We start from the raw sequence: 21474 nt of genomic DNA on the forward strand, positions 1-21474 counted from the left end.
CCTCACATACGGAAGACGCCGAAGTTCTCGGTGCCTTCGATCGGGGCGGTGGCAATGGCCGACAGGCACATTCCCACCACGGTGCGGGTGTCTCGGGGATCGATGACGCCGTCGTCATAGAGACGCCCCGACAAGAACATCGGAAGTGACTCGGCCTCGATCTGGTTCTCGATCATCGCTCGCATGCCGGCATCAGCCTGCTCGTCGAAGACCTGGCCGCGGGCCTCGGCAGCAGCGCGTCCCACGATGGAGATGACGCCGGCAAGCTGCGCACCGCCCATGACGGCGGACTTGGAACTGGGCCAGGCAAAGAGGAATCTCGGATCGAATGCCCGTCCGCACATGCCGTAGTGACCGGCGCCGTACGACGCTCCGAGCAAGATCGAGATGTGCGGAACCTTGGAATTGGCTACCGCATTGATCATCATCGATCCGTGCTTGATCATTCCGCCCTCCTCGTATTCCTTACCCACCATGTAGCCAGTCGTGTTGTGCAGGAACAGCAACGGTGTGTTGGAGCGGTTGGCGAGCTGGATGAACTGCGTGGCCTTCTGAGACTCTTCGCTGAATAGCACTCCACGTGCGTTGGCCAGGATGCCGATCGGGTAGCCGTTGAGCTCGGCCCAGCCCGTCACGAGGGAGGAACCGTAGAGCGGCTTGAACTCGTCGAAGTCGGAACCGTCGACGATACGGGCGATGACCTCACGCGGATCGAACGGAATCTTCAGGTCGGCCGGAACGATGCCGAGCAACTCTTCCGGATCCTCGAGTGGTTCGATGATTTCGGCACGAGGCGCCGGCCCCTTCTTGGTCCAGTTGAGGCGCTTGACGATCGAGCGCCCGATGCGGATCGCGTCCTGCTCGTCGGCTGCGAAGTAGTCGGCCAGTCCCGACTTGCGGGCGTGCATTTCGGCGCCGCCGAGTGCCTCGTCGTCGGATTCCTCACCGGTGGCCATCTTGACCAGCGGCGGGCCTGCGAGGAACACCTTGGAGCGTTCCTTGATCATCACGACGTGGTCGGACATGCCGGGGATGTACGCGCCGCCTGCAGTCGAGTTGCCGAAGACCAGTGCGATGGTGGGGATACCGGCGGCGGAGAGCTGTGTGAGGTCACGGAACATACGCCCGCCCGGGATGAACACCTCCTTCTGCGTCGGCAGGTCTGCTCCACCGGACTCTACGAGGGAGATCACCGGAAGGCGGTTCTGCATGGCGATGTCGTTGGCGCGGAATCCCTTACGCAGCGTCCACGGATTGCTGGTGCCACCGCGCACGGTGGGATCGTTGGCAACGATCAGGCATTCGACACCTTCGACAACGCCGATACCGACCACAGTGCTGGCGCCGACCGGGAAGTCACTCCCCCACGCAGCGAGGGGACACAGTTCGAGGAACGGCGAATCCTGATCGAGCAGGAGTTCGATCCGCTCGCGTGCCAGGAGCTTTCCCCGCTTGTGGTGCCGCTCGGTGTACTTCTCGCCGCCACCGGCAAGCGCTTTGGCGTGCTCGACCTCGATCTCGGCGAGCTTGGTGTTCATGGTCGATGTTGCGGTCTGATACACCTCGGAATTGGTGTCCAGCGTTGACCGGATGACACTCATGACTGATACCCCAATCGCTTGGCCGCGAGGCCGGTGAGGATTTCGGTGGTTCCGCCACCGATTCCCAGAATTCGCATGTCCCGGTACTGCCTCTCCACTTCACTTTCCTGCATGTATCCGAGGCCGCCGAACAGCTGAACGGCTTGGTTCGCAACCCATTCGCCCGTCTCGACTGCCGTGTTCTTGGCGAAGCACACCTCGGCGATCAGATCGCCGTCACCGGCCATGTGCCGTTCGATCACCGAGTGCGTGTACACCTTGGCGACGTCGATCTTGCGGGCCATCTCGGTGACGGTGTTCTGCACGGCCTGCCGGCTGATCAGGGGGCGACCGAAAGTCTCGCGGGCGCGGCACCATTCGAGGGTCAGCTCCAGGCAACGCTCTGCACTGGCATACGCCTGCGCGGCGAGCGCGACCCGCTCGGAGACAAATGCCTGCGCGATCTGCGCGAAGCCGCTGTTCTCTGCGCCGACCAGATTCTCCACCGGAACCCGGGCGTCGACAAAGGACAGTTCCGCTGTATCCGACGCGCGCCAGCCCATCTTCTCGAGTTTGCGCGAGACGGTGAATCCCGGTGTGCCCTTCTCGATCACGAGCAGTGAGACACCACCCGCACCGGGGCCACCGGTGCGGACGGCGGTGACAACGAAGTCGGCGCGAACACCAGAGGTGATGAACGTCTTGGCCCCGTTTACGACGTAATGCTCACCGTCGCGCTTGGCCGTTGTCGTCAGGTGCCCGACGTCGCTGCCTCCGCCGGGCTCGGTGATGGCGAGCGAGCCGATCTTGTCGCCGCGCAGAGTCGGCTTGACCCACTTCTCGATCTGCGCCTCGTCGCCGGCCGCAATCAGGTGCGGCACCGCGATGCCGCAGGTGAACAGCGAAGCGAACAGCCCGCCCGACGCACCTGCCTGATGCATCTCCTCACAGATCACGATGGAGTCGACGGCGTCGCCGCCCTCACCACCGGCCGATTCGGGCGCACTGGCCCCAAGGAGCCCGAGAGCGCCTGCCTTGCGGTGCAATTCGCGGGGAATCTCGCCGTCACGCTCCCACTGCGTCAGGTGCGGCAGAATCTCCTGGTTCACGAATCCGCGTACGGTCTCGCGAAGCGCAAGCCTTTCCGGTGTGGTCCACACGGTCACCGTGAATCCTCTTTCTCGTCAGTTGTGGGGAGTAGCGAAATCGGGATGTCGATGTGGCGCGAGCGCAGCCATTCACCAATTCCCTTGGCCTGCGGATCGAACCGCGCCTGCGAGGCAACACCCTGACCGAGGATTCCCTCGATCACGAAGTTGACGGCACGAAGGTGCGGAAGCTGGTAGCGAGTGACGGTAAGCTCCGCCGCCTCGGGCAGTAGTTCCTTGAGTTTCTCGACGGACAGAGTGTGCACCAACCACTTCCACTGGTCGTCTGTACGAACCCAGACGCCGACGTTGGCGTTTCCACCCTTGTCGCCACTACGGGCACCGGCGATCGTGCCGAGCGGCACCGAGAGCGAAGACTGTGGCGGCAACGGCTCCGGACGCTCAGGTTCGTCGACAGGTTCGAGGTCCTGCGTCAGCGTCGACGGAGCGATGTCCACCCGCGTGCCGTCTGGCAGTACGGCCACGTGAGGCACCGATCCCGCGTCGACGTAGCCGGGGGTGAACACTCCGTACGGTTGTCCGTTGCTCGGCGGCGCGGTCAGCGAGAAGCCGGGGTAACTGGCGAGTGCCATTTCAACCGCAACCGCGGAGAAGGGGCGACCGATCACCTTGGGGTCGGAATCGCGAACCACGCAGCGCAGCAACGCACTCGCTGTTTCCTCGGTGTCGGAATCCGGGTGATCTGTGCGAGCGAGAGTCCAGACCAGTTCGGCGGGCTTCTTCGTCAGCCAGGATTCGAGTTGAGTCTTCGCCAGATCGGCCTTGGCCTCGATGTCGAGACCCGTGAGGATGAACGTGGCCTCGTTGCGGAACCCGGCCAGCGTGTTGAGTGAGACCTTGTACTGCGGCGGCGGAGCCTCGCCCGTGACTCCGCTGATCAGCACCCGATCCGGGCCTTCCTGGGTGAGCACCGCGTTGTCGATACGGGTGGTCACGTCCGGGCCTGCGTAGCGTCCGCCCGTGATCTCGTACAACAGCTGGGCCGTCACCGTGCCGACGCTCACCTCGCCGTCCGTTCCGGAATGCTTGGTGATGACCGAGGATCCGTCCGCGTTGATCTCGGCGATCGGGAAGCCAGGACGGCCCAGATTGGGAATCTCGGTGAAGAACGCGTAGTTGCCGCCGGTGGCCTGGGTTCCGCACTCGATGACGTGGCCAGCCGCGACAGCACCGGCCAATTGATCGAAATCATCTCGCTTCCAACCGAAGTGATGAGCGGCTGGACCGACGATCACCGACGCATCGGTGACACGACCGGTGACCACGACATCGACGTCCGCCGACAAGGCTTCGACTATGCCCCAGGCGCCGAGGTACGCATTGGCCGTCAGCGGGGAGCCGAGTCCGAGTTCGTCTGCCCGAGAGATCAAATCGTCACCCTCGACGTGGGCGATCTTCGCGTTCAACCCCAGCTTGGTGTTGACCTCGCGCAGCGCGTCCGCCAGTCCGGCCGGGTTGAGGCCGCCGGCATTCGCAACGATCTTCACGCCCTTGTCGAGCGCGAGGCCGAGGGTGTCCTCGACCTGTCGCAGGAACGTCTTCGCGTAGCCGAGCGACGGGTCCTTCATCCGGTCCCGGCCGAGGATCAGCATCGTCAGTTCGGCCAGATAGTCGCCGGTCAGGTAGTCGAGTTCGCCGCCCTCGAGCATCTCGCGCATCGCCGAGACGCGGTCGCCGTAGAACCCGGAGCAATTACCGATCCGTACCGAACTCATCTGTCCACCTTCGCTTCTCGTCCCTCACCGCTCGCTCCGATGGCGGCTCGCCCCTCGCCGCTGGGTCCGGCAAATGCCTGCGCAAACCCCAACCACTCGTCCGCGTCGGCGCCAACGGCAACCAGATCGAGATCGGCGCGATTGGCGCGCTGGGTGACCAGCAGGCAGAAGTCCAACGCCGGCCCGGTCACCTTCTGCGGCGCATCTTCCGGCCCCCAGGTCCAGAGCGAACCGTCCGGCGCCGTCAACTCCACCCGGAAATCGTCGGCGGGCGGCGTCTTCTCGTTGACCGAGTACGCAAAGTTCCGCGTCCGCACACCCAGATGAGCGATGTTCTTGATGCGCGCCGTCGGAGCGCGTTCGACGCCGAGTGTGTCGGCGACGTCCTGCCCGTGCGCCCACGTCTCCATCAATCGCGCGGTTGCCATGGAGACACCGCCCATGGGCGGGCCGTACCAGGGGAACTTGGTGCCGGCCGGGGCAGCGGTGAGCGCCTCGACGAGAGCAATGCGCCCCGCCCGCCAATCGGCGAGCAACTCTGCGGGCGGGCGGGCTGCCTGCTCGGCAGCACCGTCGTCGACAAATCCCGCCGGATTCACGAACGCCGCCTTCAACTGCTCCGCGAACCCGTCCGGGTCGGTGACAGCCAGGATCGCAGCACTGTCCGTCCAGTGCAGGTGCCCGATCTGATGCGCGATGGTCCACCCTTCCGCGGGCGTCATTGTCGCCCACTTCTCCTCGGGCAGATCCGCAACCAGGGCGTCGAGGCTCTCGCCTTCGGCCCGCAAGTCATCGATGAACGTCTGAAGTTCGGCCATGCGACCAGCATCACACCCGGGTCCATAAAAATCAAGCACGAATGATTGTTATTTGGAAATCTCGCGATGAGAGACTGAGCTCAACTGCCATCGACTATCAGGAGCACCCATGAGCGACGCCGTACTGATCTCGCGAACCGGCGATGTGGTCACGTGGACCCTCAATCGCCCGGACACCCGCAACGCCATCTCCGAGATCGACATGATCGAGGCCCTCGAAGACGCGGTCACCGCAGTCAACCGAGATCAGAGTGTGCGCGCAGTCATCCTCACGGGGGCCGGGTCGGCTTTCTCCTCCGGCGGCAACGTCAAACACATGCGAGACAAGGAAGGCATGTTCGGTGGTGCTCCCGGCGAGATCCGCCAGGGCTACCGGCACGGCATCCAGCGCATTCCGCTCGCGCTGTACACGTGTGAGGTGCCGACCATCGCAGCCGTCAACGGCCCTGCCATCGGAGCGGGCTGCGATCTCTCCCTCATGTGTGACCTCCGCATCGGGTCGACGGCGGCGGTCTTCGCCGAGAGCTTCGTCAAGGTGGGACTCATCCCGGGCGACGGCGGAGCCTGGCTGCTCCCCCGCGCGATCGGCAACGCCCGCGCCGCCGAGATGGCGTTCACCGGCGAACCGATCGACGCGACCAAGGCACTCGACTGGGGTCTGGTCTCGCAGGTGACCGAGCCCGAAGAATTGCTTCCCGCAGCGCACGCTTTGGCAGCGCGAGTAGCCGCCAATCCCCCGCAGGTGCTCCGCATGACCAAGAAACTGCTCCGCGAGGGCCAGCACCAGAGCCTCGAGAGTTTGCTCGAACTCTCGGCCGCCATGCAGTCGATCGCCCATCACACTCGCGATCACCACGAAGCCGTCGCCGCGATGCTCGAGCGTCGAAGTCCTGAGTTCACCGGAGAATGAAGGCCGGCAGTCAGCTACTGCCGGTCGGCGCAGTCCTCACCTCGATACTTTCGCTCCAGTTCGGAGCGGCATTCGCGACGACCCTGTTCTCGCAGATCGGGCCGGCCGGTGCCACGACGCTTCGGCTGACGATCGCCGCGATCATCCTCGGAGTCATCGTCCGCCCACGATGGAGCAGGTGGTCGAACCGGCAGCGCAAGGGCATATTTGCGCTCGGCGTTTCTCTGGCCGTCATGAACGGGGCCTTCTACATGGCCCTCGACACGGTGCCCATCGGAACGGCCGTCACCATCGAATTTCTCGGGCCACTCACACTTGCCGCGGTGCTGTCGAAGCGCTGGGCCGACTTTGCCTGGGTGCTGCTTGCCTTCGGCGGAGTACTTCTCCTCGGATTAGGTGATCACGGGGAATCGGGACTCGACGTCGTCGGCGTGATCTACGCACTCGTTGCGGCCGCAGCCTGGGCGGGATACATCATCGCCGGTTCACACCTCGCCGCAACACTTCCGAGTGCCGACGGTCTGGCCGGTGCCACGATTGTGGCAGCCGTCCTCACCCTGCCGTTCGGTGTGGTCTCCGGAGGATCCGAACTGCTCGATCCGAAAATGCTTGCCGCCGGCGCGGCGGTAGCCATCCTCTCGTCCGTCATCCCGTACAGCCTGGAAATGTGGGCGCTGCGATCCTTGGCCAAGAAGGTCTTTGCCGTCCTCATTGCGCTCGAACCGGCAGCAGCAGCGTTGGCCGGCGTGGTCATCATCGGACAGGCACTCGACTCCATGACCCTTGTTGCCATCGGACTTGTGGTCGTGGCGGGCATCGGCACCGTTGTCATGAATCGAAAGCCCACCCCGAAATAGTCCAGGTACCGTCAGAGCACGTTCATTCCAACGCACAGGAGAACCATGACCAACCCGATCATCGCCACCGTTCTCGGACGCACCCCGCAGATCGACGAGAGCGCGTTCATCGCACCCAATGCCACCGTTGTCGGCGCAGTGACCATCGCTGCCGGCGCCAGCATCTGGTACGGCGCGGTCATTCGCGGCGACGCCGAATCGATCTCCATCGGCGCGGACACCAACATCCAGGACAACTGCACGGTGCATGCAGACCCGACGTTCCCCGCAGTTCTGGGCGAGCGGATCTCGGTCGGCCACAACGCGGTACTGCACGGGTGCACCGTCGAAGACGACGTGCTGGTCGGCATGGGCGCAGTGGTGCTCAACGGCGCGCACATCGGTTCGGGATCACTGATCGCGGCCGGCGCCGTCGTCTCGCAGGGGATGCAGATCCCGCCCGGATCACTGGTCGCCGGCGTACCGGCAAAGGTCAAACGTGAACTCTCCGAAGGTGAAAAGGCCGGGATCAGCGCCAACGGCGCCGGTTACATCATGCTCGCCAAGGCCCATCAGGACATCGAACAGGCCTGATCGACACGACGCTTGCGGCCGGAAGCAGCAAGAGACGCGGCTAACCTCGGGGCCGCAACGTACTGTTCGGCAACTCGGGTGCCGGGAGCGCCGGACCGTCGTATCCCGGCACTACGCCGAAACGTTGATCAGGGACGCTGCCGTCGAATCCAGAGGCCAGTTCGGCCTGCCACTTGCGTCGATACTCGACGATCTCTTCGTGCGTGCGGCCCATGAAGTTCCACCACATGATGACCTGCTCGCCCAACGGCTTGCCGCCGAGCAGCAGGACCCGAGCTGGTTCGGAACCCGGATTGCGTAATGTCAGCTTCCCGAAACCCGGTGCTTGATAACCCAACTCTGCCCAGCCGACGGTGGTGCCACGCAGCACTACCGATCCTTGATCGACGATCACACCGTGTTCGTGCGAACGATCGACGTCGAGCGCAATGTCAGCGCCCGGATCGAGAACTATCTCGGCACCGAGCAATTCGGTGAAGGTGGATACCGGCGATTTCTCGCCGGCCAACGAGCCGAGGAACACGCTGAGCCTGGCGCCCCCAATGGTCACTGGTTCCGGTCGATAGTGAACAAACGCGGGGGCGGTATCGCGAGCCGCGTCCGGGAGAGCCACCCACAGCTGCATGCCGTGCAGAACCTTCGTGTTCGGCGTCGAGACCTCCGAATGCGCGATCCCGCTACCGGCCGTCATCAAGTTAAGTTCGCCCGGGCGCACCATCGCGTGAGAGCCGATGCTGTCGCGATGCTCGATCTCTCCCGTGAACAACCAACTGACCGTCTGCAAACCGGTGTGTGGATGCGGCGGCACATGCATGCCGGGCCCCGAGCCGACGTCGTCCGGCCCGTAGTGATCGGCGAAGCACCACGCCCCGATCAGCGAACGATCACGCTGCGGCAATGTGCGCCGCACCCGCATTGCCCGCGGGCCACCGAGCGGAACATCCCGCGGGGTGAGGATCTGAATCTCGCTGTTGTCAGGTTTGCCTTCACATTCCTGCTCTACGGGGTGCATGTCGAGGTTGCTCATCTCTTCATCCTGCCTCGGGTTACTCCGGGGCGCCTAGGACCTATGCCGATACCGCGCTGTTGTCACGGGCGGCCTTCATCGACGCGTGGGTGGGCGGGTTGTCCGGGACATGCGCCGGACGACGGGCTGCGAATTCACGACGCAGAACCGGTACAACTTCCTCGCCGAGAAGATCGAGCTGCTCGAGCACCGTCTTCAGCGGAAGACCCGCGTGATCCATGAGGAACAGCTGGCGCTGGTAGTCGCCGAAGAAATCCGCGAACGCGAGGGTCTTCTCGATGACCTGCTCCGGCGAACCGACTGTCAGCGGCGTCTGCTCGGTGAACTCTTCGAGCGACGGTCCGTGACCGTACACCGGCGCATTGTCGAAGTACGGGCGGAATTCCTTGACGGCGTCCTGACTGTTCTTACGCATGAAGACCTGACCGCCCAGCCCGACGATCGCCTGATCGGCGGTGCCGTGTCCGTAATGCTCGTAGCGCTGACGGTAGAGGTTGATGAGCTCGATGTAGTGCTCCTTGGGCCAGAAGATGTTGTTCGCGAAGAACCCGTCACCGTGATAGGCCGCGATTTCCGCGATCTCAGGACTGCGAATCGAGCCGTGCCACACAAAGGGTGCGATGCCGTCGAGCGGACGTGGTGTGGACGTGAAACCTTGCAGCGGAGTGCGGTACTCCCCTTGCCAGTTCACCACTTCCTCGTCCCAGAGCCGGCGCAAGAGCTGATAGTTCTCGAGGGCCAACGGAATACCCGCGCGAATATCCTTGCCGAACCACGGGTACACGGGCGCCGTGTTGCCACGCCCCATCATGAGGTCGACGCGACCCTCCGCGAGATGCTGGAGCATCGCGTAGTCTTCGGCGATCTTCACCGGATCGTTGGTGGTGATCAGCGTCGTTGACGTGGACAGCGTGATCTTCTCGGTCTGTGCAGCGATGTAGCCGAGCATCGTGGTCGGTGACGACGGCACAAACGGCTTGTTGTGGTGCTCGCCTGTTGCGAAGACGTCGAGTCCCACGTCTTCGGCATGCTTGGCGATAGTGGTCATCGCCTTGATGCGCTCGTGCTCGGTGGGCGTGACCCCTGTCGTGGGGTCTGTGGTGACGTCACCGACTGTGAAGATTCCGAACTGCATGGCTACTCCTGTTCAGGGCGTTGATCCCTACGACTGCATGTAGATAATTTAACATTCAATCATCTGGGGCTATTCCCGCACCCTGAACAGCGCTGAGGGCGGTAGGCACACCATGTGCCTACCGCCCTCAGCGCAAAAGAATACGTGTCAGTGCATCATGATCGGCGCCGCTGAATCACCCTCGGCTACAACTCGCGTCGTCTTGCTACGCGGCAGGAAGAATGCCGGGATGAAGGTCAAAGCAATCAAGACGGTAGCAACAAGGAACGTGTTGCCGAATGCGTCGGCGGCAGAACTCAGAATCGAATCGACCGTCGACGGATCCGGTCCCACCGGCGGCGGAAGGTGCGCCATGCCGACTTCATTGCTTGTCAGATCGCGATTGAGCAACTGGTTGGTGAGAACCACGGACATCACAGCGGTACCGATAGAGCCGGCGGTCTGCTGAACGATATTCATGAGTGTCGAACCGCGAGCGATCTGCTCGTTGGACAGCGTCACGATCGCGGCCGTCATCAGCGGCATCATCGTGCAGCCCATACCCATACCCATCACGAACAGGGCAGCCATCAGCATCCAGGTCGGGGAATCGGAAGCGACCTGCGTAAAGACACCCATGCCGATCAGGATCAACGGCAGACCCGTCAACACGATCTTGCCTGCGCCCATCTTGTCCACGAGTCGGCCGGCGATCGGCATGGTCAACATTGCGCCAAGCCCCTGCGGAGCCATGAGGAGGCCGGCCTCGAGGGTCGTGTGGCCACCCACCTGGATGAAGAAACTCGGGAACAACAGACCCGCGCCCATGAACGCCACGATGAACAGTGACGTCGTGATCACGGCGACCGACAACTGCCGGTTCTTGAACAAGCGCAGGTCGATCAGCGGATGATCCTTACGCAGCGCATGGAACACAAACGCGATGATCAGAACCAAACCGATACCGGCGGAAACCAAGACCCTGGCCGACGCGACGGTCCCGACCTCGGGGATCGAGGACACACCGAAGAGGAACAGCGCCAGGCCCGGCGACAGCAGCACCATGCCGAGGAAGTCGAACGACTCCGAAGGCTGGGGCTTGTCCGAAGGCAGAATCTTGAACGCTGCCGCCAACGCAATGGCACCGATCGGCAAGTTGATCAGGAAGATCCAGTGCCAGCTTGCGACCTCGATCAGCCAACCACCGAGGATCGGTCCACCGATGGGGCCGAGCAGCATCGGAATACCGAGCACAGCCATGACACGACCGATCCGTTCCGGACCAGCGGCCTTGGTCATGATCGTCATACCGAGCGGCATCAACATGCCGCCGCCAAGACCCTGCAGAACTCGGAAACCGATCAACGACGTGATGTCCCACGCCATCGCACAGGCAACCGAACCCAGCACGAACAGCACGAGCGCGGTCATGTACAGCCGTTTGGTACCGAAACGGTCCGCCGCCCAACCCGTCACCGGGATAACTGTTGCGAGAGCAAGCGTGTACGCGGTCATCGTCCATGCAACGGTGGCGTAGGACGTATCGAATTCCTCGGCAAATGTAGTCAGCGCGACGCTGACCACGGTCACGTCGAGAATCGACATGATGGCACCGAGCACCACCACGGATGCGATTTTGAGTACCGCACCGTCTAACTTGTCGGACGCCGGTGCCGGCGCGTTCGGCGATGTCATCGCGAAGTCTCCTGGGTAGATGCTCGCAGGTAGTCACCCGCGAGAATGGGCTCTAGCGCCTCGACAAGTCGAAGCCGTTCCGGCGCGGGCACGCGCGACGCAAAATCACGAAGCTGTCCACGCTTGCATTCGATGTGATTGGACGTGACCTTAACGCCGGCCTCCGACAGGGAAACCCGTTTGACGCGCCGGTCACGTTCGTCCTCACGCCGCACGACCAACCCCATCTGCACGAGGTGGTCGATATTGCGACCCGTCGCCGCCACCGAGAGCCGAAGTTCGTCGGCAACCTCGTTGATCGGGACGGGCGCATCGCACTGGCCGAGAGCAAACAGCACACGAACCTGACTGAACGAGAGATCCAACTCGATCAGTGCATCGATCGACTCCGAATCACCGGCGCTCATCAGGCGAGTGAACAACTCGTCGAGTGCTCCGAACAGGTCATCAGAATCCGAGGCGATCACCTGGCGAATAGTAGTGCGGATGCAACTATTGCCCAAACGTAACTAACGCGCAACCCGATTTCCGGTGAGCGACATCACCCTCGGAAACTCATTCCTGCACCAAGATGGCCTTTCCGAGAACTTTGCCCGTTTCTAAATCGGTGAGCGCCAAGGCCGCATCCTCCAGAAGGTATCGAGCCTTGACGATGGGACGCAACCCGTTTTCGACATGGCGCACCAGCGATGCATGCACCTCAGCAACTGCGTCGCGATCAGAACGTGTGAACTCACCCCACGCCGCCCCGACAATGCTGATGTTGCGGAACAGCACCCGGTTCAACTTCACCTCGGGAATCCCGCCGCCGGCAAATCCGATCACGACAAGGCGGCCTTCAGGGGCCAGAACGCGGACCGCCTCGTCGAAGGCGTCACCGCCGACGGGATCCACCACTATCTGCGCCCCCTTGCCGCCGGTCAGCTCGCGAACCCGCTCACCCCACCCCGGCGCCAGTGCCACCACCTCGTCAGCTCCCAACTCGCGGAGGAACTCCTCGACGCCGGCGCGTCGAACAACGGCGATTACCCGAGCACCGTGCGCCTTGGCCAACTGAATGGTCGCGGTGCCCACACCGCCGGCCGCGCCGAGAACAACTACGGTTTCGCCGGCCACGATCTTGGCGCGACGAGCCAGCGCAAACTCCATCGTCTGGTAATTGATGATCAAAGACGCGGCTTCGTCGAAATCCAAAGCGTCCGGGATTCGCAACACCTGCGAAGGGTCGACTGCTATTCGTTCCGCATATCCCCCGAGATAGGTCGCCGCAAGGACCCGGTCGCCCGCAGTGAATCCCGACTCCTCCGGCGCCGTGATCACGACACCCGAGATTTCCGCACCGGGGACAAACGGGGGCTCCGGCCGGATCTGATACTTGCCGTAGGTGATCAACAAGTCCGGAAAACAGACTCCACTGGCCTTGACGTCGATGAGAACTTTGCCGGACGCATCAGGCTCGGGGATCTCCTCGAGGTCGAGTCCTTGCGGGCCGGACAACTCGGTAACAACCATCGCACGCACAGCAACTCCTCATCGAGAAAGCAATCGGACATCATCTGTTCCCGACCTTAGCCTGCCGTCCGACCATCTCGGCCGATAGAACCGGACGCAAGGTACGGAAACTCGCTTCGCAAGGCTCGCAAGGAAATTCGCCGTCGACCTTAGGTCGCATGGGTTCCCATTCATTCCCTCGGTCTGTACGCTTGGGTCATATCGGGATTTCAGTTTGTTTCTGACGTCAGGTTTCGTCCTTCGGAACTCAATTTCGGAGCATCTGAATTCAAATATGTCCGAACCTTGTGCGCTGGAACAAGATACGGAACATCTGCCACGTCTGCGCAGACTCCACTTCTGCGGGGACAATTCACGGCACCGGTAACGACCTACGGTGGGATACCCATGCATGATGACGCTCTATACCTCTGTGCCCTGACCCATTTCGCGTCGCCGCCGCGCGAAGGTAACTCGGCAACACAAACACTTCACGAACTCGTGTGCTACATCGCCGACATATTCGATACCGCAGCGGCAAGCATCACCGTCACCCTTCCCGATCAACCGGACATCACGTCGGTCAGCTCACCCGAATTCGATCGATGCGAACGAGAGTTTCGGATAGGGCCGGGGAGGTTACCCCGACTCGACAGCGTGCAGATCACCGATGTGCCGAGCGCCGCATACGCCTGGCCTGCCTTTGCTGCCCAAGCGAGCCACCTGGGCGTCAAAGCCGTGGCGGCGCTTCCGTTTTACCGGGAAGCGAGAATCTCGAGTGGGTCCGCGTCCCCCGCCCGAACCTCGATCGGGACACTGACCGTCTTCTCACACGAGATGATCATCTGGGACGACGACGATGTGAGCGCAGCCCAGGCACTGACCACCGTCGCGATGGGGTTCATACTCATGTCGCTCGAATTACACGAGCGCGAACGGGAATCCATGCAGCTGCAACATGCACTCGAAACCCGAATCGTTGTCGAACAGGCCAAGGGGATCATCTCCAAGGACCACAACACCACCATCGACTCGGCATACCAACTCATCCGCCGACGCGCACGGAGCCACAACGCGACCGTGCTGTCCGTCGCGCGGGCGATTGTCGAACTGGGACTGAAGGTGTGATCGATGCGCGTCGCTTTGGTGACACCGGCATTCCCGCCGTCCATCGGCGGAGTCGAAGACCACGTCGCGCAGTTGGCCACACATCTGAGCTCGACCGGGATCGATGTCGAAGTTTTCACCGGTAGCCGTCGAGCGGAAACGCCGGCGACCCCGCAAAAACGCGATTCGATTGTTCACCGCTACCCCGCCTGGACAACCACCGCCATGTCAGTCTCACCCCGACTTTTGGTGCGAACCATGCACCTCGACAATACTTTTGACATCGTCCACGTCCACAGCTATCACGCATCCTCCGCGTTGGCCGCATTGACCGGGTTCCGTCGGCCGGTCGTCTTCACCCCACATTTTCACGGCACCGGACACACTCGATCCACCCGCATGCTGCATTCGCTCTATCGGAAATTCTCCCGAGCGCTCTTCACCTCGAGCTCCGCCGTTGTCTGTGTCTCCGATGCAGAACTCGAGTTGGTGCATTCGTATTTCCCGGGCCTCGAAACCTACACAACTGTCATTCCCAACGGCGTCGACGCAGCTGCAGTACGCGCCGCCACGCCGTATCCCGACGAAACCGCCACGCTGTTGTTTCACGGGCGATTGGAACCATACAAGCGGGTGGATCGGATCATCGAGGCCATGGTCGAATTGCCCGACACCGTCCAGCTTGTTGTCGTTGGCGACGGTTCTGCTCGAAATGCACTGGCCGCCAGTTCCGCCCGCCTCGGACTCGGCAACCGGGTGCGGTTCACGGGACGGCTGGACACTCCTGGCATGCATCGCTGGCTCCGGACGGCGGAGGTGTCCGTCTCGTTGTCCGAACATGAAGCCTTTGGCATCGCCCCACTCGAGTCGGCCGCGGCAGGATCACGAATCGTCCTGAGCGACATACCCGCTCATCGTGAGATTGTTCGGCGATTCCTCGGTACCGGAGCAGTCCTGATCCCACCGACTGCAGGCGCCACATCCATAGCCCGTGCGATCGCACTTCAATTGAGTGCCGGTACCGGCGACGACGTGGTATTGCCTGACTGGGCCGGCGTGGCCACCGCAACAGCCCAGGTGTACCGACATGTACTCCGAGGGGAGCCGTAGCGTGGAGAGTCGCCGAGGAGTAAGTTCGAATTAGTCGGCATGCCCTTGTTCCCTGGTACTTCCGCACCGATATTCGGAGCTGCCCCTGATTCCCGGTAGCTCGTCCCTCCCCGCACGGACGAGTCAGGTGGCACCCGCAATGAATCAGCCTTCGTTTCCGCACAGCCAGCCGCTGGTCAGCCTCTCGATACTGATGCCGGTCTTCAACGAGGAACGCACGCTGAAGGCAGCGATAGACCGCGTATTCGCCGTACATTATCCGTGCCGGATGGAACTGATAGTCGTCGACGACGGCAGCACCGATCGCACCGCACGAATTCTCGAAGCTCAGCGATCAGACGCTCGGACATCGAAAGACATTGTCGTAGTGACCCATCCGGTCAATCGCGGCAAGGGCGCGGCAATTCGAACCGGGTTGGACTACGCCGCCGGAAGTCACCTCGTCATCCTCGACGCAGATCTCGAATATCTGCCGAGCGATATTCCGTCGCTGATCGCACCGGTACTGGCCGGATACTCCGATCACGTGTTCGGCGCGAGGGTCCGCGGAGTCAACGCCTGCTTTCCGTCATTTCGGTTTGCCATCGGAGGCCGCGCAACAACCTTGTTTGCCAACGTGTTGTACGACGCTTGCCTGACGGACATGCACACTTGCCTCAAACTCATCCCGACCGATCACCTGCGCTCCCTGACATTGACGGAGGGCGGTTTCGGCCTCGATACGGAAATGACAGCGCGATTACTGCGGTGCGGTATCCGACCTCTCGAGGTGCCTGTGTCGTATCACGGACGATCGGTGTCGGAGGGCAAGAAAATCACCTGGCGAGATGGTGTTGCCTGCCTTGCCGTCCTGACTCGGATTCGGGTGCAGCACCGACCGGACATCGCACCCATTGTGCACCGGATCTCGGTAGTCGCAGCAGCACAGGGTGATCCGCCGAACAATCCACCCAACAGTCCGCCCACGGTTCTGCATCTGCCGAAGGCTGCGGGGTGAGCAGCGTGAACGCGGAAGGCAGACTCGAGGTAGTGCTCGTGGGTCCGGGCTTTCACTTCCTCAGTGGGTTGTCGGCCTACACCTGCACACTTGCGAACGAACTGAGTCGCGAACACGATGTGTCGGTGCTCCTGCTACGCCGGGTCATCCCGCGGCGGTTGTATCCGACTACTCGTCGCTCACCGAATACCGGCACCGCGCTTCGCTACGGCAACAATGTCACTCGCATCGGCGAACTCGACTGGTACTGGTTCCCCGGCCTATTGGGGGCCCTGGCTCGGCTTCGCTCGACAAAGCCGAATCTGGTTGTACTGCAATGGTGGACTGCCGCGACACTCCACACCTATATCCTCGTCGCGTTGTTTGCCCGGGTACTCGGCATTCGTGTGGTTGTCGAGTTTCACGAGACTCAGGACACCAGTGAGGCTTTGGTCGTGGGCGTCGATATGTACTGTCGACGCGGTATGCCCCTTCTGCTGTCGCTCGCCCACGGCGCGCTCGTCCACAACAACCATGATTTAGAGTTACTGCGCAGAACATTCGGCTCGCGTCCGTTCGACCGGCTCGACATCGAAACAGCACCCCACGGACCGTACACACACATCGCCGATTCCCCCGCCGATTCCCCGGCTTCTCACGATTCCCGCAGTGGGCCAACCCGACTGCTCTTTTTCGGCCTCATCAGACCGTACAAAGGGCTCGACGATCTCCTGGTGGCCTTCAACAAACTCAGCGCCGAGCAGGCCGCACAGTTTCATCTCACGATCGTGGGTGAAACCTGGGAGAACTGGCAGACTCCGGCAGCACTGATATCCGCCAGTCCACACCGTCGGCGCATTACCTTCGTGAATCGCTACGTCAGCGACGCCGAGGCAGGCCAATTCTTCCGCGATACAGACGTAGTGGTGCTTCCCTATCGGCGCGCGTCGGCAAGCGGTCCGCTGCAGATCGCAATGCACTCCGGACTACACGTCGTGCTCTACGCGGTGGGCGGACTGGTCGAAGCAACTCGCACCTACGAAGGCGCCCATCTGGTCGAACCCGACAACGTCGACGCACTCCGTCGTACCTTGATGTCGATTCCGCCGGACCGCCATCGACGATTCACCGACCACACGTCGTGGTCGACCACCCTGCGTGCGATCGAACGGTTGGCGCAATCATGATCGCACTCGCCCCGGTCGATGCCGAACAGGCTCCGCGGCATCGGTTCTCCGACACTTCACGCTCGGCGCTGCGGTCGTGGACATCGACAGGCGTCCTCCTTGCACTCGGAATACTCCTGATCGGTGTGTCGTACCGGATGTCGTCCGACGGTTCACCGCCGAATGTCTACTACGCAACCTTCTGGGTCGGTATGCTGCTCGGGGTTATTCCGCTGGCAGCCAAACTGGCGGCTTTCGGGACAACAGTCAATCAGCGCATCGGCGCGATAGCGTTGCTCGGACTCTTCACGGCAGTCCCGAAGTATCTCCGAAACCCTTTCGGTCCGTCGTATCACGACGAGTATGCGCACTGGCGTGAATCCGTCGACGTCATGTCGAGCGGCCAACTGTTCCCACCCAATTCGATCATCCCGATAGTCGAATACTTCCCGGGTACGTCAGCCCTGTCCGCCTCTATCGCTCAGCTGACCGGACTTTCGGCCTGGTCCGCCGGCGAAGTGTTGATGGTCGTCACCCACGTGATGACAATTCTCGGTGCGTACGTCCTTGGAACGTCGCTACTGCGCTCCGCCCGTGCAGGTGCCGTGGCAGCGCTGATCTACGCCCTCAATCCGTCTGCCATCTATTTCGACACTCAATTCGCGTACGAGGGTGTTGCCATCACATTCTTCATGTGGGCGTTGGCTTTGACCTCGATTGCCGCACGGTCGGACGATCGTCGTCGTCGAATCGCTTTTCTGTCGATCGCGGTCACGTGCGGCGCCGTATGCGTCGTGACCCACCATCTGACCACCATCGCCTTGCTCCTGATCTCGGGTGCAATCGCCGTCACTGTCACCGCATTCGGGTTTGTACGCGCACACCAAAGGCCATACGCATGGTGGGTTCTGCTGAGCGGCACCGCGGCCGTCGGAGCCGCCTGGCTTGTCTTTGTCGCATCACCGACCGTGAGCTACCTCTCGCCGTATCTCGCCAACTCGGTGACTCAGTTGAGCAGCATTGCCACGTCACAATCGAGTGGCCGCGAACTGCTCGCCGCCAATGTCCAACCACTCTGGGAACGAGCCTTCACTGCCGCCGCCCCGGCAGCGGTCGCAGCGATATTCGCGTTGGGCCTGTTGGTGATCGCGCGCGTGCGGGGCAAAGTCACGTCCGCAACCCTCGCATTCATCGCCATCGGGGCCGTCTACTTCCCGTCGGTTCTGTTTGTGCTGGCCCCATCGGGCGCAGAGGGGGCCAGGCGCTCGTGGGCGTTCAGTTACGTCGGGGTGGCAGTGATGTGCGCCCTCGTCGTCGCGTTCCAGGATCGGTTGCCACGCATCGTGATCCGGTTCCGGAAACTGATCTCGCTCGCCGTCCTGATCGTCTTGCTGATCGGCAATGTCGGCGCCGGCCTCAACGATCCGTACCGCTTTCCCGGCCCGTTTCTCTGGGGCTCCGACACCAGATCCGCGAGCGCCGAAGCTCGGACGGTGGCCGAACACATTCGACTGAGAGAAGGTCGCGTGCGCGTCGTGACCGACCGATACACAACGCTGGCACTGGCGGCGTACGGCGAACTCTACGTCTCCGAACCGTCATCCGACTTTCCGGTGTGGGAGCTGACCCAGACCGACACCGACCCTGATACGAAGCTCGCTACCGACCTGGCCGGGGCAACCTACGACTACCTTGTCGTCGATACCCGAATGGCGGATTCCCCACCCTTCAACGGGGACAACTACGGCAGCGGAGATCCCCTGGCCGGCCTGCCGACACCGCCGTCGTACCTCGACCGACTCGACCACGCGCCATGGGCGTCGCTGATCATGTCGACCGAGCATCTCCGGGTCTACCGACTCGATTCGGCGAGCGTCGGCACCGAACTGACCGATCTGACAGGAACGCCATGAAACGCACTGACATTGCCACTCGGAGTCGCCAAGTCCTGGACGTGGTACTGACCTCCGATATCCTTACCGGAGTGAGGGTTTCCGCCGTGGTTGCGGCCGTGTCTCTCGCCGCGGTACTGCTCCGGGCTCCCGTGGAACTTCGGGTGTGTGCAGTGGCCGCACTCCTCGTCATACCGGCGTGGGCGGCCGCGGCGCTGATCCTCGGCAAGACGCCCGGCAGTACCGACACACGCTTCGACGGACTCGAAAAACCGCTGCGCGTACTTCTTCCAGCCCTGTTCACCCTCATCATCCTGCTCGAAACCGTTCTGGCACTTGGCCCATTGGGATTTCAACTGACCACGTCAACCATCGCACTGGCACTCTTTGCCGTATCAGCGGTGATGTTATCCCTGTTGGCCATTCGCATCCGGCAGTCTCCGCGGAAACCTGAATCGCGCGCAGCCCCCGACGTACCGTGGCGCCGAGTCGGGAAAACCGCACTGGTCTCGCTCGCGTTGACGGCCCTGTGCGTCGGCGCGTTGATCGGAGCGCTCGCGATGCAGACAACGCAGCCCGAACGGTATGTCAACACGATTCTCACCGGCCCCGACACTGCCATCGCGGGCCAACTCGCAGTGACACCCGGTTCTCCGGTCGACATCGAATGGACTTCGTACAGCTACGGATTCCTCTTTCCCACCCTGCCGCCGGACGTGTCCGCAACCATCGGTGGCGTCTCACCGACCGATCCGCGGTTTGCCACGACACCACCGACCGCGCCCTTCGACACCAACACAAATGCCCGCAGTGCCCAGGTCGGAACGGTGTCGTTCCTCGCACCGAACGAGCCCGGCCGGTACCGAGTCGCGATCGACATCGCGATAGCCCAGACCCCCGACACCGTCGGTGTCGGACCGACATCCCTCGTGCTCTATCTCTCCGTGGCGCCCTGATGAAGGTGACACTCGGCTCTCTCCCCCAGATCGCGCGGACCCGAATAGCCGAAGACTCGATGCTGCGCAACAGTTCTTACATGATGGCGAGCACCGTTCTCACCTCCCTCATGGGCTACGTGTTCTGGCTTGTTGTTGCTCACACGACATCAACAGCGGACATCGGAGTCGGGGCGGCCACCACCAGCGCCATGCAGGCGACGGCATTGATCGCCAGCGTCGGCGCTGCCACCGCGATGGTCGAGTGGCTACCGCGCACCCTCACGGTTGATCGCTGGCGGCGAATACTCACCGCCGCAGTGACAGTCGTGATCGTGACTGCGGTGTCCGGGTCCGCAGTCGTGGTTCTCATCTTGGGATACGTTCTGCACACCCTCCCGTCGCTGAGCACCGCCGTTGCCGCAGCGGCATTCACGATGGGAGCCACATTCTTCGCGCTCGGCACGCTGGCCGACTGCGTGGCAGTTGCGCTACGCCGCAGCGGACTGCTCCTCGCGCGCAACATGCTGTTCACCGGCTTACGCATTCCGTTGCTGTTCTTTCCGCTGCTCATCAATGGCACTCACAACCAGATTCTGACGGCCTGGAGCGCGTCCGCGGTGATATCGGTAGTGTTCTCGACTTTCTGGTGCAGACGAATTCGCGGTGAGCACAGCATGCGGCCACTGTTCGGACACCTCGTCTCCGACGTCCGGGATATGAGTGCGTCACTTCTGGGGCAACACGTCGTGACTGTGGCTGCGAGTGTCACGTCATTCGTGCTGCCGATCATCGTGCTCGCCAGACTGTCCGAATCCGACGGCGCCTACTTCTACGCGACGTGGATGCTCGGCGCGGTGTTCTTCATGATCAGTCCATGCATCGCGATGTCGCTGTTCGCCGAGACTGCAACGGATCCCGAAGACATCCCGGCTCTCGTGCGGCGCTGCAGTCGGATCATCGCCGCGTTGCTCGGCCCGCTGATCCTCGTCTACCTCATCGGCGGTGGTTGGGCGTTGCGGGTATTCGGCGAGTCGTACAGTGCCCACGGGAAAATGCTGCTGATCGTGCTCACCTTCTCTGCCATCCCGGACGCCGTTACCAACATCGCGGTGGCAGTTCTGCGTGCAGTCGGCAGGCTGCGCGAGGCAATGACGCTCAACGTGTCGATGCTGCTGATGTGCCTGGCGCTCTCCTGGATCCTGTTGCCTTCCATGGGGATTGTTGCTGTCGGAATCAGCTGGCTCGCAGCGCAGAGCCTCGGCGCACTCTGGGCGTTGGCGCGGTGGCGTTACATCATCGTGCCCGCACAGCAGAGGGTTCTTCGGTGAAGGGGGTT

The 21474-nt window shown here is 62.4% G+C and carries 19 protein-coding genes; 10 read left to right on the top strand and 9 right to left on the bottom strand.

Annotated features, from left to right (window positions below):
• Window positions 1-2: 2 nt before the first annotated feature.
• Genes R4P64_RS27875 through R4P64_RS27890 form a run of 4 tightly spaced genes read right to left on the bottom strand, consistent with a single transcriptional unit; the run spans window position 3 to window position 5282 of the window.
• A complete protein-coding gene (locus R4P64_RS27875) occupies window positions 3-1601 on the bottom strand; it encodes an acyl-CoA carboxylase subunit beta (protein WP_019744291.1) in 1599 nt (532 codons plus the stop codon).
• A complete protein-coding gene (locus R4P64_RS27880; RefSeq protein WP_317823450.1) occupies window positions 1598-2746 on the bottom strand; it encodes an acyl-CoA dehydrogenase family protein in 1149 nt (382 codons plus the stop codon). The genes R4P64_RS27875 and R4P64_RS27880 overlap by 4 nt, the downstream gene beginning before the upstream one ends.
• On the bottom strand, window positions 2743-4464 hold the full coding sequence (locus R4P64_RS27885) for an acyclic terpene utilization AtuA family protein (RefSeq protein WP_317823451.1): 1722 nt from the start codon (window positions 4462-4464) through the stop codon (window positions 2743-2745). The genes R4P64_RS27880 and R4P64_RS27885 overlap by 4 nt, the downstream gene beginning before the upstream one ends.
• Entirely contained in the window at window positions 4461-5282 is an 822-nt protein-coding gene (locus R4P64_RS27890) for a TIGR03084 family metal-binding protein (protein WP_317823452.1), read from the bottom strand. The genes R4P64_RS27885 and R4P64_RS27890 overlap by 4 nt, the downstream gene beginning before the upstream one ends.
• 109 nt (window positions 5283-5391) lie before the next feature.
• Here R4P64_RS27890 and R4P64_RS27895 point away from each other — a divergent pair, with 109 nt between their 5' ends.
• Genes R4P64_RS27895 through R4P64_RS27905 form a run of 3 tightly spaced genes read left to right on the top strand, consistent with a single transcriptional unit; the run spans window position 5392 to window position 7622 of the window.
• The gene (locus R4P64_RS27895) at window positions 5392-6192 is read left to right on the top strand and encodes a crotonase/enoyl-CoA hydratase family protein (protein WP_116101697.1); all 801 of its coding nucleotides are present in this window, start codon (window positions 5392-5394) and stop codon (window positions 6190-6192) included.
• Window positions 6189-7049 (top strand): EamA family transporter, encoded by an 861-nt coding sequence (locus tag R4P64_RS27900; RefSeq protein ID WP_141484722.1) that lies wholly within the window; start codon window positions 6189-6191, stop codon window positions 7047-7049. Before R4P64_RS27895 ends, R4P64_RS27900 begins: the two co-directional genes overlap by 4 nt.
• Before the next feature lie 45 nt (window positions 7050-7094).
• A complete protein-coding gene (locus R4P64_RS27905) occupies window positions 7095-7622 on the top strand; it encodes a gamma carbonic anhydrase family protein (RefSeq protein WP_033236431.1) in 528 nt (175 codons plus the stop codon).
• 40 nt (window positions 7623-7662) lie between these two features.
• On the opposite strand, the gene R4P64_RS27910 is transcribed toward R4P64_RS27905, so the two are convergent.
• The 5 genes from R4P64_RS27910 to R4P64_RS27930 form a co-directional block, all read right to left on the bottom strand.
• Complete coding sequence (locus tag R4P64_RS27910) at window positions 7663-8649, bottom strand: pirin family protein (protein ID WP_092801827.1); 987 nt, start codon at window positions 8647-8649, stop codon at window positions 7663-7665.
• Between the two features lie 40 nt (window positions 8650-8689).
• Complete coding sequence (locus R4P64_RS27915; protein ID WP_317823453.1) at window positions 8690-9784, bottom strand: LLM class flavin-dependent oxidoreductase; 1095 nt, start codon at window positions 9782-9784, stop codon at window positions 8690-8692.
• Window positions 9785-9931: 147 nt separating this feature from the next.
• Window positions 9932-11458, bottom strand: coding sequence for a DHA2 family efflux MFS transporter permease subunit (locus R4P64_RS27920; RefSeq protein ID WP_033236434.1), 1527 nt, complete (start codon window positions 11456-11458; stop codon window positions 9932-9934).
• On the bottom strand, window positions 11455-11925 hold the full coding sequence (locus tag R4P64_RS27925; RefSeq protein WP_033236435.1) for a MarR family winged helix-turn-helix transcriptional regulator: 471 nt from the start codon (window positions 11923-11925) through the stop codon (window positions 11455-11457). The genes R4P64_RS27920 and R4P64_RS27925 overlap by 4 nt, the downstream gene beginning before the upstream one ends.
• Window positions 11926-12013: 88 nt before the next feature.
• A complete protein-coding gene (locus tag R4P64_RS27930; protein ID WP_033236436.1) occupies window positions 12014-12979 on the bottom strand; it encodes an NADPH:quinone oxidoreductase family protein in 966 nt (321 codons plus the stop codon).
• 378 nt (window positions 12980-13357) lie between these two features.
• Here R4P64_RS27930 and R4P64_RS27935 point away from each other — a divergent pair, with 378 nt between their 5' ends.
• From R4P64_RS27935 to R4P64_RS27965, 7 genes are all read left to right on the top strand, one after another.
• Complete coding sequence (locus R4P64_RS27935) at window positions 13358-14077, top strand: ANTAR domain-containing protein (RefSeq protein WP_317823454.1); 720 nt, start codon at window positions 13358-13360, stop codon at window positions 14075-14077.
• A gap of 3 nt (window positions 14078-14080) precedes the next feature.
• On the top strand, window positions 14081-15166 hold the full coding sequence (locus R4P64_RS27940) for a glycosyltransferase family 4 protein (RefSeq protein ID WP_317823455.1): 1086 nt from the start codon (window positions 14081-14083) through the stop codon (window positions 15164-15166).
• Window positions 15167-15305: 139 nt separating this feature from the next.
• Complete coding sequence (locus tag R4P64_RS27945; protein WP_080711842.1) at window positions 15306-16163, top strand: glycosyltransferase family 2 protein; 858 nt, start codon at window positions 15306-15308, stop codon at window positions 16161-16163.
• Window positions 16160-17329 carry a glycosyltransferase gene (locus R4P64_RS27950; RefSeq protein WP_317823457.1) on the top strand — a complete coding sequence of 390 codons (1170 nt, stop codon included), beginning with the start codon at window positions 16160-16162 and terminating at the stop codon, window positions 17327-17329. The genes R4P64_RS27945 and R4P64_RS27950 overlap by 4 nt, the downstream gene beginning before the upstream one ends.
• On the top strand, window positions 17326-19221 hold the full coding sequence (locus tag R4P64_RS27955) for a hypothetical protein (RefSeq protein WP_072782296.1): 1896 nt from the start codon (window positions 17326-17328) through the stop codon (window positions 19219-19221). The genes R4P64_RS27950 and R4P64_RS27955 overlap by 4 nt, the downstream gene beginning before the upstream one ends.
• Entirely contained in the window at window positions 19218-20156 is a 939-nt protein-coding gene (locus R4P64_RS27960) for a hypothetical protein (protein WP_317823458.1), read from the top strand. The genes R4P64_RS27955 and R4P64_RS27960 overlap by 4 nt, the downstream gene beginning before the upstream one ends.
• Window positions 20156-21466 (top strand): hypothetical protein, encoded by a 1311-nt coding sequence (locus R4P64_RS27965; RefSeq protein WP_317542331.1) that lies wholly within the window; start codon window positions 20156-20158, stop codon window positions 21464-21466. Before R4P64_RS27960 ends, R4P64_RS27965 begins: the two co-directional genes overlap by 1 nt.
• Window positions 21467-21474 lie beyond the last annotated feature (8 nt).

This window comes from Rhodococcus sp. IEGM 1366 (assembly GCF_033142425.1).
Classification (GTDB): Bacteria; Actinomycetota; Actinomycetes; order Mycobacteriales; family Mycobacteriaceae; genus Rhodococcus_F; species Rhodococcus_F globerula.